The following is a 13,213-nucleotide window of genomic DNA, read 5'->3' on the forward strand; positions in this document are numbered from 1 at the left end:
GAGCTGGGCGGATGGTTCGGGACAAGAATAAGCGCGGCGATCCGGAGGCTCGCCGCGACGCGTTGCTGAAGGAGGTCTCCGAGATCGTCCGGCCCGATGCCTACGTCCTGCACGAGGTCATCCGGCTCGGCGGCGACGAGGAGCTGCGGCGCCACGGCCTCGCCCTGTTCCTCTCGGCCTTCGCCGCCGGCCTGAGCATCGCCCTGTCCCTGATCGTGCCGGGGGTCCTGCGGAGCCACCTACCCGAGACCGATTGGGCCAAGATCGTGAGTTCGATGGGCTATGCGGTGGGATTTCTGGTCGTCGTCCTCGGGCGCCAGCAGCTCTTCACCGAGAACACGATCACGCCGATCCTGCCGCTGCTGCACGACCGCTCGGTGAAGACGGGCCTCCGGGTCATCCGGCTCTGGACCATCGTGCTGTCGGGCAACATCCTGGGAACGCTGGCGATCGCGACGCTGCTCGCCCATTCGGGCGCCTTCGAGCCGCCGGTCCTCAAGGCTTTCGCGGAGATCAGCCACGATGCCATCGCGCACGGCTTCTGGGCGACGTTCATCAAGGCGGTCTTCGCCGGCTGGATGATCGCCCTGATGGTCTGGTTCCTCCCCGCCACGGCCAGCGCGGCGCCGTTCGTGATCCTGCTGATGACGTGGCTGGTGGCGCTCTGCAGCCTCGCCCACATCGTTGCCGGCTCCGTGGAGGCCTTCTACCTGGTCGTTACGGGGGCGGCCTCAATGGGCGATTACGGGCTGAAGTTCTTCCTCCCCACGCTCCTCGGCAACACCTTCGGCGGCGTGGCGCTGGTGGCGGTGCTGAATTACGGGCAGGTCGCTCCGGAGGTGGAAGAGACCAAGGCCGTCGAGGGCGAGCGGATGGATTAGACTCGGACGCCCGGTCCAGAACCGGTCCTGCCACCGCGCGGATCAAGCGCGGTCCGCCCCGACGCGGCCCTGAGCCGATGCGGCGACGGCCGGACGGCTGGCACAGACCGAGACCACGACCGGCGTCGCCGTGCAGACGCCTCGCAGTTCCCGAAACGAAAAAAGCCGCCCGAAGGCGGCTTCTCATTGCGGCGATGCCGGTGCGGTCAGGACCGCATGCGGGTCCGGACCTCGCCGAGGCTCGCACGGATCAGGCCCTGCGCCGCCTCGCCCTGCATCCGCTCGCGCAGGATGGTCTCCGATACCTTCACCGCAGCCTCCGCGGCAGCGGCGCGGACCTGGGCCTCGGCCTGCGCCTCGGCCTGGGCGATCTTCGTCTCGGCAGCCTTGGTGCGGCGGGCGAGGAAGTCATCGAGCTTGCGGTGACCCTCCTCGGCGGCGCGCGCGGCCTCCTCGCGGGCACCGGCGACGATCGACTCGGCCTCCTTCTCGGCCTCGGCGCGGCGGCGCTTGTAGTCGGCGAGAACGGCGGCCGCTTCCTCGCGCAGGCGCTTGGCCTCGTCGAGTTCGTGGCGGACGCGGTTGGCGCGGCCGTCCAGACCCTTGGTCATCGTCGAGAAGGCACCCGCCTTCCAGGCGATACCCATGAAGATGACGAACGCGACGGCGACCCAGAATTCGGCTTCGAGCAGCATCGTGGGATCCCGTTCAGTGTGCGGTGGCGTCGAGGGCGCGGTCGAGGGTGGCCCGGTCGGGGGCCTGACCCGTCAGACGCTCGACGATCGCCGAAGCGGCCTCGCCCGCGATGGAGCGGACGTTGCCCATGGCGGCTTCGGTCCGCGTGCGGATCGTCGCCTCGGCAGCGACGAGCTTGGCGTTCAGCTCCGCCTCCAGCGCCTTGCGCTTGGTCTCGGCCTCGGAGGCCAGCGTGTTCCGGGTGGTCTGCGCGATGTCGCGCGCCTTGCCCTGGGCATCCCGGAGAGCGGTCTCGAAGGCCACGCCGGCGGCATCCGCCTCGGCCTTCATCGCCTGCGCCTGGTCCAGGTCGGCACGCAGGCGCTCGGCGCGGGCGTGCAGGATCGACTGGATCCGCGGCAGCGCGATCTTGTCCATCAGGTAGTAGAGGAGCCCGAAGGCCAGGGCGAGCCAGATTAGCTGCGCCAGGAAGCCCGACGTCTCGAAGGGCGGGAAGGCGCCCGAATGCGCTTCCGTATGCTCGACATGGCCCGGCACGACCTTCGTGTCGGCGCCCGGGGGCGGCGTGGTGAGGGGATTGGGCTGCGCCATGAGACCGCTACACTGACACCGTTCGGTGAGGCCACCGCCGGCGCGGTGACGGACGAAGGCGGACGCCCCGTCGCAGGAGCGTCCACCCGTTCATCGGGCCGGAGCCCGGGAGGAGACCGCGGGGACCGCGGCCTCCGGGGCGCCGATCAGACGGCGAAGAGCAGCAGCAGGGCGATCAGCAGCGAGAAGATGCCGAGCGCCTCGGTGAGGGCGAAGCCCAGGAGCAGGGTGGCGCGCTGGCCGTCGGCCGCAGACGGATTGCGAAGGGCGCCGGCGAGGAACTGACCGAACAGGTTGCCGAGGCCGATGCCCGCACCCGCCATGCCGAGGCAAGCGAGGCCGGCGCCGATGTACTTCGCAGCGACGGGATCCATGGTAACTCCTGAGGTCTCTTCAGATCGAAACGTGCAGTGACGTTTGCGGCGGGTGGAGCCGGCCAGGTCTGACGACTAGTGGCCGGGGTGAAGGGCGTCGTTGAGGTAGATCGCCGTCAGCGTCGCGAAGACGTAAGCCTGAAGCGCCGCAACGAGGAACTCGAGAGCGGTCAGCGCGATCGTCAGGAACAGCGGGAGCGGCGATAGCACGCTCCAGGCGCCTGCGAGAAGAAGCTGGACCACGAAGAAGGCGAAGATCTTCATCGCGATGTGGCCGGCCAGCATGTTGGCGAACAGACGGACCGACAGGCTGATCGGGCGCGAGATGAACGAGATCACCTCGATCGGCACCAGGATCGCGAGAAGCGGCTTCGGCACGCCCGACGGCACGAACAGGCCGAAGAAATGGGTGCCGTGCTTCATCACACCGAAGATCACCACGGTGGAGATCACCAGCGCCGCGAGGCCGAAGGTGATGATCAGGTGGCTGGTCACCGCGAAGGCGTAGGGGATCATCCCGAAGAGGTTCAGGACGAGCACGAACATGAACAGCGAGAACACCAGCGGCAGGAACCGCTTGCCGCCGTCGCCGGTCGCCTGATGCACGGTATCGGCGATGAATTCGTAGAAGATCTCGGCCAGCGCCTGCATGCGGCCCGGCACGACCGAGCGCGACGCCGTCGCCACGATGGTGATCAGCGCGATCACCCCGACAGCCGCGAACATGTAGAGGGCGGACTGTGTGAACGCGAGCTGCTGATGGCCGATATGGCCCAGCGAAACGAGCGGCTTCAGCTCGAACTGATGAATCGGGTCGATCGTGACCGCCATTCCCGCTTCCGCCCTTCTTGTCCGGCGCGCCGACGGGTGTCGGCCGCCCCACATTCCCTACCGATCGGCGCGCCTTATGGCTCCTGCCGATCGCGCCGTCCCGGACGCGCGCCGGCGAAACCCGACACCCGCATCACGTTGTAGATCCCCGCGACGAACCCCAGCATCAGGAGGACGATCAGGCCCCAGGGCTTCGTCCCGAAGACATGATCGACGATCCAGCCGAGTATGCCCCCTGCGATCACGCCCGCGACGAACTCCGTGGAGATCGTCATGGCCTGGCCCAGCGAGGATGGCCCGCCGTTCCGAGGGCGCGTCGATGGATCGGGAGCAGCCTGCGGCCGCTTCCGTTCGATCTGCGTCTCGAGACGTCTGAGCCTCGCGGAGAGTTCGCTGTCCGTCGGCGTCTGCTGGGTCCCTTTCCCGTCCCTCTGGTCGTCGCCGTTCACGGCTCAAAACTCATCGGGCAGGAGGATCTGGAACCCGCTGGACACCCCCAGCAAGCGGGGCGCACCATAGTTTCGCCTATCTTGAGTGTCAAGGCGAACCCCATACACAGTAAGTCTTTGATTTTGAGTTGGAATTCCAGCTTCAAGCGACGCGCCGGAGCCGCGTTGCGCACAAGGCTCCGGCAGGGCTCTCAGGCCCCGATCAGCGGCTTGATCACCTTCTCCATCCCCTCGACGGTCATCTCGCCGGTATAGCGCTCGCCGTTGATGAAGAAGGTCGGGGTCGAATCGACCTTGAACACGTCGAGGCCGCGCTGCTTCACGGCGTTGACGGCGCTGTAGATCTTCTGGTCCTTCAGGCAGGCCTCGAAGGTCTGCTTGTTGTAGCCGGCCTGCCGGAGCATCTGCTCCAGGGCGTCCACAGGCTTGGGCGTGAAGGCCCAGGCCGGCTGCTGGTCGAACAGCAGGTCGGTGATCGGGTAATACTTGGAATCGCCCTGACAGCGCGCCAGCATGAAAGCCGCCGTCGCCAGCGGGTCAAGGGGGAACTCGCGGAGCGTGAACCGCACCTTGCCGGTGTCGATGTAGCGCTCCTTGAGGGTCGGCCAGGTGTTCCGGTGGAAGGCCGCGCAGTGCGAGCAGGTCATCGACGCGTATTCGATGATCGTGCACTTGGCGTCCGCCGGGCCGAGCCAGACATCGCCGAGGGGACCCGGCTGCAGCAGCGCAGCCATCTCGGAATTCTGCGCCCGGGCGGGCCGCGCGAGATAGGGCAGGGCGAGACCGGCGCCGAGGGCGAGGCCGGAGAATTTGAGAGCGTCGCGTCGCGTCGTCATCGGGCAGGCTCCGCCGGATTGAACAGTCGTGGCGTTCCGAAGCCGGTACTCGGGCGCGACCGTCCTGGCAAGGTGACCGAATCGACCGCTCACCGGTCCGGGCGCGTCGCCACCGCGGCGATGCCGAGGCGATCGAGGGCGGCGCGCAGGCCGTCATCGGCGATCCCCGCTACGGCGCGCTGCACCTCGACGGCGGCGGCCGGATCGATGCGGGCGGGGGAGGGCGCTCGGGCGCCGCGCCCGACCCGGTCCTGCTGCAGAACGATCCGCGAGACGCAGGCCCAGCCGTAATGGGCGTTGATCCGCTGGATCACCACCGGCGCGAGATGCTGCAGCTCGAGGGCGAAGACGCCCTCGACGCGCACCACCAGCGTCCCGGCTTCGGGCGTGCCGGCATCCTTCCGGCGACGCTTGGGCCATTCGAGCTTGGAAGGCCGGCAATATCGCGCGAGCCGTTCGCCGACGATCTCCGGCCAGGCGGCCAGGATGTCGGTCGACGCGAAGCCCTGCGCCGCGAAGGCAGGTCCGATGCAGCTCTCGATCAGCTCGGCCAGCGGTTTGACGCGCGCCATGATGGTTCCGGCCCTGTGGATCCGCGAAGGTTAGCGCAGGATGGTTGACGAAGGGAGCACGGGGCCGCGCTGTCATCGCCCTATGATCGCCGCCGACCTGCGGCTATGCAGCCTGAACGCATGCCGACCCGCACCGCCACGGATCCCAAGCCCGGCCCCGAACCGCGCGCCGACGAGCTGCTCGCCTGGTACGACCGGCATCGGCGGGTGCTGCCCTGGCGGGCGCTCGCCGGCGAGGTGCCCGATCCCTACCGGGTCTGGCTGTCCGAGGTCATGCTGCAGCAGACCACGATCGCGGCGGTCCGGCCGTATTTCGAGCGCTTCCTGACGCGCTTCCCCGATGTCGTCGCCCTGGCCGACGCCCCCGAGGAGGCGGTGATGTCGGCCTGGGCCGGCCTCGGCTATTATTCACGCGCCCGCAACCTCCATGCCTGCGCCAAGGCGGTCGCGGCGGCTGGCGGGCGGTTTCCCGACACGGCGGACGCCCTGCGCAAGCTGCCGGGAATCGGCGCCTACACGGCCGGGGCCATCGCGGCGATCGCCTTCGACCGGCCGGAGGCCGCCGTCGACGGCAATGTCGAGCGGGTCCTGAGCCGGGCCTACGCGGTGGAGACGCCCCTCCCGGGCAGCCGACCGGAGATCCGCCGCCTGACGCAGGCGCTGGTCCCGGAGGACCGGCCCGGCGACTTCGCCCAGGCGCTTATGGATCTCGGCGCGACGATCTGCACGCCCAAGCGCCCCGCCTGCGCCCTCTGCCCGTGGATGCTGCCCTGCCGCGCCCGGTCGCTCGGCACCCAGCAGACGTTCCCGCGCAAGATCAAGGTCGCCAAGGGCGCGCTCCGCCGCGGTGCGGCCTTCGTGGTGATCCGCAGCGGCGACGAGGCGGTGCTGCTGCGGACGCGCGCGCCGGAGGGGCTGCTCGGCAACATGGCCGAGCCGCCGGGCAGCGCCTGGGAGCCGGACTACGACGTCGCCGCCGCCCTCCTGGACGCGCCGCTGGATGCCCGGTGGAAGCGGCTTCCGGGGCTCGTGCGCCACGGCTTCACGCATTTTCCGCTAGAGCTGACGGTCTTCGTGGCCCGTGTCGCGCTCGCGACACCGGTTCCGGCCGGTATGCGCTTCACCCCGCGCAGCGCCCTGGACGACGAGCCGCTCCCCGGCCTGATGCGCAAGGTCCTGGCCCACGCCTTCGATCCGAAGCCGGAGCCCGAGGCGAAGCCGCGCGGACGCCCCCGGAAGGAGCCGCCGCCGATGCCGCTCCTCGCGGCGATGGAGGCGCCGGTATCGATGCCGGATCCGGACCCGCGCCCGCGCGTGCGGGCCGTTCCGAAGCCCCAGCCGAGGCCGGCGCCCGCGCCACCGCCCGAAGCGGACGATCTGCATGAGGGCGAGGTGGAGCCGCCCGCGACATTGACCTCGCCGCGGCGCCGGGGCCCGGCCCGAAGACGGCCCTGACCCGGTCGCACCGCACGTCCGGGGCTGCCAGCAGGCGCGAGCCCCGGAATCCAGCGACCCTGCCGGTCCGGGACGGTGCGTTCAAGCGCAGTGCCGGCGCGGTTCCGGATTGCGGGCGCAGCGACGGGGCCCAGGGCAGGGCGACATCCGACAGCGTCATGCCAGCCTGGATGGCGTCGCTCCGCCCGCGCGGACGGCCGCGACGTTCGTCAGCCGTTCGCCATCGCCTGCCGCAGGCCCGCCCGGTAGGTGTCGATCACCACCGGCTTGCCGCCACGCTCCACGTGCCAGAAAGTCCAGCCGTTGCAGGCCGGCAGGCCCTGGACCAGGGCACCGATCTTGTGGATCGAGCCGATGACGAGGCCGTTGTCGAGCTGGCCGTCGGGGCGGACCGTGGCGCGGAAGCGGCGGCGCTCGTCCGTGACGGTCTCGCCGGGGCGGATATGGCCCGCCTCGATCACCGACAGGAACGGCACCCGCGGCTCGGCGCGCTTGGTCGGCGCCACCATGAGGGCGGCCTTCGACAGGGTCTCGACGGCGGCGATCCGCTCACGGGCGGCCGCCGCGTAGGTCTCCTCGCGCTCGATGCCGATGAAGCGGCGGCCGAGGCGCTTGGCGACGGCGCCGGTGGTGCCGGTGCCGAAGAACGGGTCGAGGACCACGTCGCCGGGATTGGTCGCCGCCAGCAGCGTCCGGGCGAGCAGGGCCTCGGGCTTCTGGGTCGGATGGACCTTGCGCCCGTCCGCATCCTTCAGCCGCTCCTCGCCGGTGCAGAGGGGGATGAACCAGTCGGAGCGCATCTGGAGGTCCTCGTTGCCTCCTTTCAGCGCCTCGTAGTGGAAGGTGTAGCCCTTCGAGTCCGCCGAGCGCGAGGCCCAGATCAGGGTCTCGTGCGCATTGGTGAAGCGCTTGCCGCGGAAGTTCGGCATCGGGTTGGCCTTGCGCCAGACGATGTCGTTGAGGATCCAGTAACCGAGATCCTGCAACGCGCTCCCGACCCGGAAGATGTTGTGGTACGAACCGATCACCCAGAGGGTCGCGTTCGGCTTCATCACGCGGCGGCAGGCGGCGAGCCAGTCCCGGGTGAAGGCGTCGTAGGCCTCGAAGGTGGCGAACTTGTCCCAATCGTCGTCGACGGCGTCGACGCGGCTCTGGTCCGGACGCAGCAGCCCGGCCTCGCCGAGCTGGAGGTTGTAGGGCGGATCGGCGAACACGCAGTCGACGCTGGACGCCGGCAGAGCGTTCATGGCCGCGATACAATCCCCGACGAGAACTTGGTCGAGGGGTAGGGAACGCTGGGCGGGTACGAGACCCATCCGTGGCGCCGACGCGGGCCGCCCGGCACGCGAGACCTGTTTCCGGGCGACGGCGTCGGCAGCCACGGTACGCGGGGAAGCCATGGCAAACACCGGTTACGCGACTGACCGGCAGACCATGCCTCCGGTACGGTAAAGGTCACGTTGTCGAATTCGGCGGCGCCGCGTCCCGTTCTGGGGCTGCAGATTTTGCCGACCCCGCTCTCGGACAATCCTGCGACAGATTAAGCAACGGTTACCCGGCAATCCCGGGCGCCGTTTACGCCGCGATGACCCGTCACATCTGCGGGCGTCCGGCCCTAGCGCAGGGCCTGGACTGTCCGAACCGCCGGGCATGCCGGGCGGCCGCCATGAGGTCTGGATGAGGTCTGGTTTCCGCGTCCGCTTCCAGCTCAGCGGGATGCAGGGTCACAGCCGATGCAGGGCTTAGGAAAATCAGCCCATTTCGGCGCGCCGCAGGGCGGCCTGGACAGTACTTTCCGAATACACGAAAGATCCAAACAATGCATTTTCCGCGAAACAAACGGAAACAAACCGTAATAAACCTCCATGTAATAATCATGATCAGGACGAAATCGGCCAAAATGTGACAGAATCGGCCCGCAAATGCCTGCCATAATCCGGCCGATTTCGGACACGACTGGCGCCGCCCCGACAACAACAAAGGGAATGCGTCGAGAATGTCGTTTGGTTTCGGTAAGCTCGTTGTCTCACTTGGAATGCTGTCCACCGTCGTCGGAACAAGCCTCCCGGCCGCCGCGCAGAGCGGAGCGGCCTCCTGGTATGGAAGCGGTCATCGCACCGCGAACGGCGAGCGTTTCAACCCCAACGGACTGACCGCCGCCCATCGCAGCCTGCCGTTCGGCACCCGGGTCCGCGTCGAGAACAGGCGGACCGGCCGCTCGGTGGTCGTTCGCATCAACGATCGCGGTCCCTTCGTGCGCGGCCGCATCATCGATCTGTCGCGTGGCTCCGCCCGCGCTCTGGGCATGGGCGGCACGACCTACGTGTCGCTGCAAGTCGTGCACTGATCCCTCACGGGCGCCGCACGCGCCGGGCCGCCGCCCGTCCGAGAGGGCGGGGCGGCTCCCCGGGCGTTGTCTGCCGCGCCCGGACGCCCCATCTGCAGCCGGGTTCAGCTCGGATCAGTGCCCATGCCCAAGCCCCTCATCGTCGACATCCCGCACGACCTCGGCCGCGATGAGGCCAAGCGTCGCCTGGAGCACGGCACGGATCAGGCGCGGGCCTTCCTGGCCAAGAGCGGCATCACCGTGGATCAGCTCGCCTGGACGGGGGACCGACTCGATTTCGGCGTGTCGGCGATGACCCAGAAAGTCGCCGGGACGATCGACGTGGGCGCCGAGAGCGTCCGCCTGGAGGTGAAGCTGCCGTTCCTGCTCGCCCTGTTCGCCGAGAAGATCCAGAAGGTCGCGAGCAAGGAGGGCAACCTCCTGCTGACGAAGAAGTAGCGCTCCGGAACCGGATCGGCCGGTCTCTGTTTCCGCGGGACCGGTGCCGAAGTGCGCCGTCGGTCTCGTGGAGGATTACGGTGCCCGATTACACCCTCGCCGATCCGGGGCAGGTCCCCGAGGTCCCGCCGCAGCCGGCTCCGGTGCCGGACCGGCCCTACGATCCGCCGCAGGCCCCGACGCAGCCGCCCGGACCGGAGATCCCGGGGAACACCCCGGCCGAGGCGCCGGGCGTCCATCCGCCGGAGATCCCGGTCAACGATCCGGGCGCGCCCGAGATCAGCCCGCCGACGGGACCGGCCAATCCGATCGCCTGACCCGCCGACGAGGTCGGGGGGCGGCGCCGTTTGAACAGGCCGCCCCACACTGCCATAAGCCGGCCCATGGCCGCTCCCCCGCTCCTCACCCTCCAGGACGTCGCCCTGACTTTCGGCGGCACGCCCCTGATCACCCGTGCCGACATCGCCATCGCGCCGGGTGAGCGCACCTGCCTCGTCGGTCGGAACGGGTCGGGCAAGTCGACGCTCATGAAGATCGCCGCGGGACTCGTCGATCCCGACAAGGGGCGCCGTTTCGTCCAACCCGGCACGACGATCCGCTACCTCGCCCAGGAACCCGACTTCACGGGCTTCGACACCACCCTCGATTTCGTCGAGGCCGGGCTGCCGCCTGGCGAATCGACCCACCGCGCCCGTTACCTGCTGGAGAGCCTCGGCCTCACGGGTGCCGAGGATCCAACCAAGCTCTCCGGCGGCGAGGGGCGGCGCACCGCATTGGCGCAGGCGCTCGCCCCCGAGCCCGACGTGCTGCTTCTCGACGAGCCCACCAACCACCTCGACCTGCCGGCGATCGAGTGGCTCGAGGCCGAGCTGAAGGGCACCCGCGCGGCCCTCGTGCTGATCAGCCACGACCGGCGCTTCCTCTCGGCCCTGTCGCGGGCCACGATCTGGCTCGACCGGGGCGAGACGCGCCGGATCGACCAGGGCTTCTCCAGCTTCGAGGCGTGGCGCGACGCCTTCTTCGAGGAGGAGGAGCGGGACCAGCACAAGCTCGACCGCAAGATCGCCGCCGAGGAGCACTGGCTGCGCTACGGGGTCACCGCCCGGCGCAAGCGCAACGTCCGCCGCCTCGGCAACCTGCACGAGCTGCGCCAGAACCGGCGCGAGGTGCGCCGCCCGGTGGGCAGCGTCAGCATGCAGGCCTCCGATGCCGAATCCTCGGGGAGCCTCGTGGTCGAGGCCCGCGACATCGCCAAGAGCTACGGGGAGCGCAAGATCGTCGACGGGCTGTCCCTTCGGGTGATGCGCGGGGACCGGCTCGGCATCGTCGGGGCGAACGGCGCCGGCAAGAGTACCCTGATCAACCTGCTCATGGGCCGGCTCGCGCCCGATTCCGGGCAGGTCGTCCTCGGGACCAACCTGCTGCCGGTGGTGCTCGATCAGGCCCGCGCCGTGCTGGAGCCCGGGATGACCGTCACCGACGTGCTCACCGGCGGCCGCGGCGACAGCGTCGTGGTGAACGGCCAGAGCCGCCACGTGATCGGCTACCTGAAGGACTTCCTGTTCACCCCCGAGCAGGCCCGCACGCCCGTTTCGGTCCTGTCCGGCGGCGAGCGCAACCGCTTGCTGATCGCCCGGGCCCTGGCCCAGCCGGCGAATCTCCTCGTCCTCGATGAGCCCACGAACGACCTCGACCTCGAGACCCTCGACCTGCTCCAGGAGATGCTGGGCGACTACCAGGGGACGCTGATCCTGGTGAGCCACGACCGCGACTTCCTCGACCGCGTGGCGGGCAGCGTGCTGGTGTCCGAGGGCGCCGGCCGCTGGGTCGAGTATGCCGGCGGCTACAGCGACATGCTGGTCCAGCGGGGTCAGGGCGTCGAGGCGCGGACCGTCGCGCCGAAGGCGAAGGAGCCGCGCGAGCGCAACGCCGCACCGGCGGCCCAGCCCGCGGGCAAGCCCAAGCTCGGCTTCAAGGACCAGCACGAGTTGAAGACGCTGCCGGCCCGCATTGAGAAGCTGGAGGCGGCGATCGCCCAGCTCAAGACGATCCTGGCCGACCCCGAACTCTACGCCCGCGATCCGGCCCGGTTCGACAAGGCTTCGACCATGCTGGCGCAGGCCGAGACCGAGCTGTCGCAGGCGGAGGATCGCTGGCTGGAGCTGGAGATGCTTCAGGCGGGGTGACCACCGCAGCATCAGGCCGCGAGACGTACCGGACCGGAGACCGCATGACCGCCTACCAGATTCTCGAACAGCGCTTCGCCCGGCTCGCGGCCCTTGAGGGCGCGGCCGGGATCCTCGGCTGGGACGCGCAGACCCTGATGCCGGACGGCGCCGCCGAGGCCCGCGGGGACCAGCTCGCGATTCTGCGCGGGCTCGCCCACGGGATGCTCACCGCTCCCGAGGCCGCCGAGGAACTGGCGGCCGCCGAGCAGGGCGGCGACCTCGAACCCTGGGCCGCCGCCAACCTGCGGGAGATGCGCCGCACCCAGGCCCATGCCACGGCCGTCCCCCGCGACCTCGTCGAGGCCAGCTCCCGCGCCGTGTCCCGCTCGGAGATGGTGTGGCGCGAGGCGCGGCGCGACGCCGACTTCGCCCGCCTCGAGCCCCACCTCGCCGAGGTGCTACGGCTCCAGCGGGAGATCGGCCAGGCGAAGGGCGCGGCCCTCGGGCTCGACCCCTACGACGCGCTCCTCGACGGCTACGATCCGGGCATGCGCCGGGCGACGATCGATCCGCTTTTCTCGGATCTGACCGGCTGGCTGCCGGACCTGATCGCCCGCGCGCGCGAGATCCAGGCGTCCCGTCCGGCGCCGCTCCCGCTCGCCGGCCCGTTCGACGTGGCGGTGCAGCGCGATCTCGGCCTCAGGCTGATGGAGGCGGTGGGATTCGACTTCACCCGCGGCCGGCTCGACATCAGTCTGCATCCGTTCTGCGGCGGCGCCACCGACGACGTCCGGATCACCACCCGCTACGACGCGGCCGATTTCGGGCGGGCCCTGATGGGCGTTCTCCACGAGACCGGACACGCCCTCTACGAGCAAGGCCGGCCGGCCGCGTGGCGGAACCAGCCGGTGGGCGCGGCGCGGGGGATGAGCCTGCACGAGAGCCAGTCGCTCATCGTCGAGATGCAGGCCTGCCGGAGCCGGGACTTCTTCACCTTCCTGGCGCCGCTCCTGCAGGCGGCCTTCGGGCGTTCCGGACCGGAATGGTCGCCGGAGAACCTGCACGCGCTCAACATCCGGGTGGCGCCGGGCTTCATCCGGGTGGATGCCGACGAGGCGACCTACCCGGCCCATATCCTCCTGCGCTACCGTCTGGAGACGGCGATGATCGCGGGCGACCTCGCGGTGCGCGATCTGCCGGGGGCGTTCAACGACGGCCTGCGCGATCTCCTCGGCCTCACCGTGCCGGACGACCGGGTCGGTTGCCTCCAGGATATCCACTGGCCGAGTGGCGCCTTCGGCTATTTCCCGACCTACACCCTCGGCGCCCTGGCCGCCGCGCAGCTGTTCCGCGCCGCCCGGTCGGCCGAGCCGGCCTTACCGGACCGCCTCGCGCAGGGCGATTTCGGTCCCTTGCGGGACTGGCTCCGGACGAACGTCCACGCGGTCGGAAGCCTGCTGGACACCGACGCGCTGCTCACCCGCGCCACCGGGACGCCACTCGGCACGGAAGCGTTCCGGGCGCATCTTGAGGCACGCTATCTCGGGGGCTCGGGCACCTGAGGAGGGCAGGGTG

The 13,213-nt window shown here is 69.8% G+C and carries 15 protein-coding genes; 7 read left to right on the forward strand and 8 right to left on the reverse strand.

Annotated elements, in window-relative coordinates; all coding sequences use genetic code 11:
* Nucleotides 1–11 precede the first annotated feature (11 nt).
* On the forward strand, nucleotides 12–881 hold the full coding sequence (locus tag ABIC70_RS14695; RefSeq protein ID WP_287091079.1) for a formate/nitrite transporter family protein: 870 nt from the start codon (nucleotides 12–14) through the stop codon (nucleotides 879–881).
* 206 nt (nucleotides 882–1,087) lie between these two features.
* Here the strand turns inward: ABIC70_RS14695 and ABIC70_RS14700 are convergent, their stop codons facing one another.
* The 7 genes from ABIC70_RS14700 to ABIC70_RS14730 all read right to left on the reverse strand — a co-directional run bounded on the left by ABIC70_RS14700 (nucleotide 1,088) and on the right by ABIC70_RS14730 (nucleotide 5,230).
* On the reverse strand, nucleotides 1,088–1,573 hold the full coding sequence (locus ABIC70_RS14700) for a F0F1 ATP synthase subunit B family protein (protein WP_170861837.1): 486 nt from the start codon (nucleotides 1,571–1,573) through the stop codon (nucleotides 1,088–1,090).
* Nucleotides 1,574–1,589: 16 nt separating this feature from the next.
* Nucleotides 1,590–2,168, reverse strand: coding sequence for a F0F1 ATP synthase subunit B family protein (locus tag ABIC70_RS14705; RefSeq protein WP_354439975.1), 579 nt, complete (start codon nucleotides 2,166–2,168; stop codon nucleotides 1,590–1,592).
* Nucleotides 2,169–2,314: 146 nt separating this feature from the next.
* Nucleotides 2,315–2,542: a F0F1 ATP synthase subunit C gene (locus ABIC70_RS14710; protein WP_007566773.1), complete on the reverse strand. Its 228-nt coding sequence runs from the start codon at nucleotides 2,540–2,542 to the stop codon at nucleotides 2,315–2,317.
* 75 nt (nucleotides 2,543–2,617) lie between these two features.
* Nucleotides 2,618–3,373, reverse strand: a complete 756-nt coding sequence (locus tag ABIC70_RS14715) for a F0F1 ATP synthase subunit A (RefSeq protein WP_043351912.1) — start codon at nucleotides 3,371–3,373, stop codon at nucleotides 2,618–2,620.
* 74 nt (nucleotides 3,374–3,447) lie between these two features.
* On the reverse strand, nucleotides 3,448–3,822 hold the full coding sequence (locus ABIC70_RS14720; protein WP_043351911.1) for an AtpZ/AtpI family protein: 375 nt from the start codon (nucleotides 3,820–3,822) through the stop codon (nucleotides 3,448–3,450).
* A 191-nt stretch (nucleotides 3,823–4,013) separates the two neighbouring features.
* Entirely contained in the window at nucleotides 4,014–4,658 is a 645-nt protein-coding gene (locus tag ABIC70_RS14725) for a DsbA family protein (RefSeq protein WP_043351909.1), read from the reverse strand.
* 89 nt (nucleotides 4,659–4,747) lie between these two features.
* Nucleotides 4,748–5,230, reverse strand: a complete 483-nt coding sequence (locus ABIC70_RS14730) for a DUF721 domain-containing protein (protein WP_053609944.1) — start codon at nucleotides 5,228–5,230, stop codon at nucleotides 4,748–4,750.
* Nucleotides 5,231–5,350: 120 nt separating this feature from the next.
* Between ABIC70_RS14730 and mutY the strand changes: the two genes are divergently transcribed.
* On the forward strand, nucleotides 5,351–6,685 hold the full coding sequence (gene mutY / locus ABIC70_RS14735) for an A/G-specific adenine glycosylase (RefSeq protein ID WP_354439976.1): 1,335 nt from the start codon (nucleotides 5,351–5,353) through the stop codon (nucleotides 6,683–6,685).
* 209 nt (nucleotides 6,686–6,894) lie between these two features.
* Here the strand turns inward: mutY and ABIC70_RS14740 are convergent, their stop codons facing one another.
* Nucleotides 6,895–8,085 carry a site-specific DNA-methyltransferase gene (locus ABIC70_RS14740; protein WP_269466602.1) on the reverse strand — a complete coding sequence of 397 codons (1,191 nt, stop codon included), beginning with the start codon at nucleotides 8,083–8,085 and terminating at the stop codon, nucleotides 6,895–6,897.
* A gap of 596 nt (nucleotides 8,086–8,681) precedes the next feature.
* On the opposite strand from ABIC70_RS14740, the gene ABIC70_RS14745 reads away from it, so the two are divergent.
* The 5 genes from ABIC70_RS14745 (at nucleotide 8,682) to ABIC70_RS14765 (ending at nucleotide 13,200) form a co-directional block, all read left to right on the forward strand.
* Nucleotides 8,682–9,032, forward strand: a complete 351-nt coding sequence (locus tag ABIC70_RS14745) for a septal ring lytic transglycosylase RlpA family protein (protein WP_051044822.1) — start codon at nucleotides 8,682–8,684, stop codon at nucleotides 9,030–9,032.
* Between the two features lie 123 nt (nucleotides 9,033–9,155).
* A complete protein-coding gene (locus ABIC70_RS14750) occupies nucleotides 9,156–9,470 on the forward strand; it encodes a polyhydroxyalkanoic acid system family protein (protein WP_043351901.1) in 315 nt (104 codons plus the stop codon).
* An 80-nt stretch (nucleotides 9,471–9,550) separates the two neighbouring features.
* Nucleotides 9,551–9,787, forward strand: coding sequence for a hypothetical protein (locus ABIC70_RS14755; RefSeq protein WP_043351899.1), 237 nt, complete (start codon nucleotides 9,551–9,553; stop codon nucleotides 9,785–9,787).
* A 66-nt stretch (nucleotides 9,788–9,853) separates the two neighbouring features.
* Entirely contained in the window at nucleotides 9,854–11,656 is a 1,803-nt protein-coding gene (locus tag ABIC70_RS14760; protein WP_043351897.1) for an ATP-binding cassette domain-containing protein, read from the forward strand.
* A gap of 44 nt (nucleotides 11,657–11,700) precedes the next feature.
* The gene (locus ABIC70_RS14765; protein WP_354439977.1) at nucleotides 11,701–13,200 is read left to right on the forward strand and encodes a carboxypeptidase M32; all 1,500 of its coding nucleotides are present in this window, start codon (nucleotides 11,701–11,703) and stop codon (nucleotides 13,198–13,200) included.
* The last annotated feature ends 13 nt before the right edge of the window (nucleotides 13,201–13,213 follow it).

Source organism: Methylobacterium sp. 1973 (assembly GCF_040545035.1).
In the GTDB taxonomy this organism is placed as follows: Bacteria; Pseudomonadota; Alphaproteobacteria; order Rhizobiales; family Beijerinckiaceae; genus Methylobacterium; species Methylobacterium fujisawaense.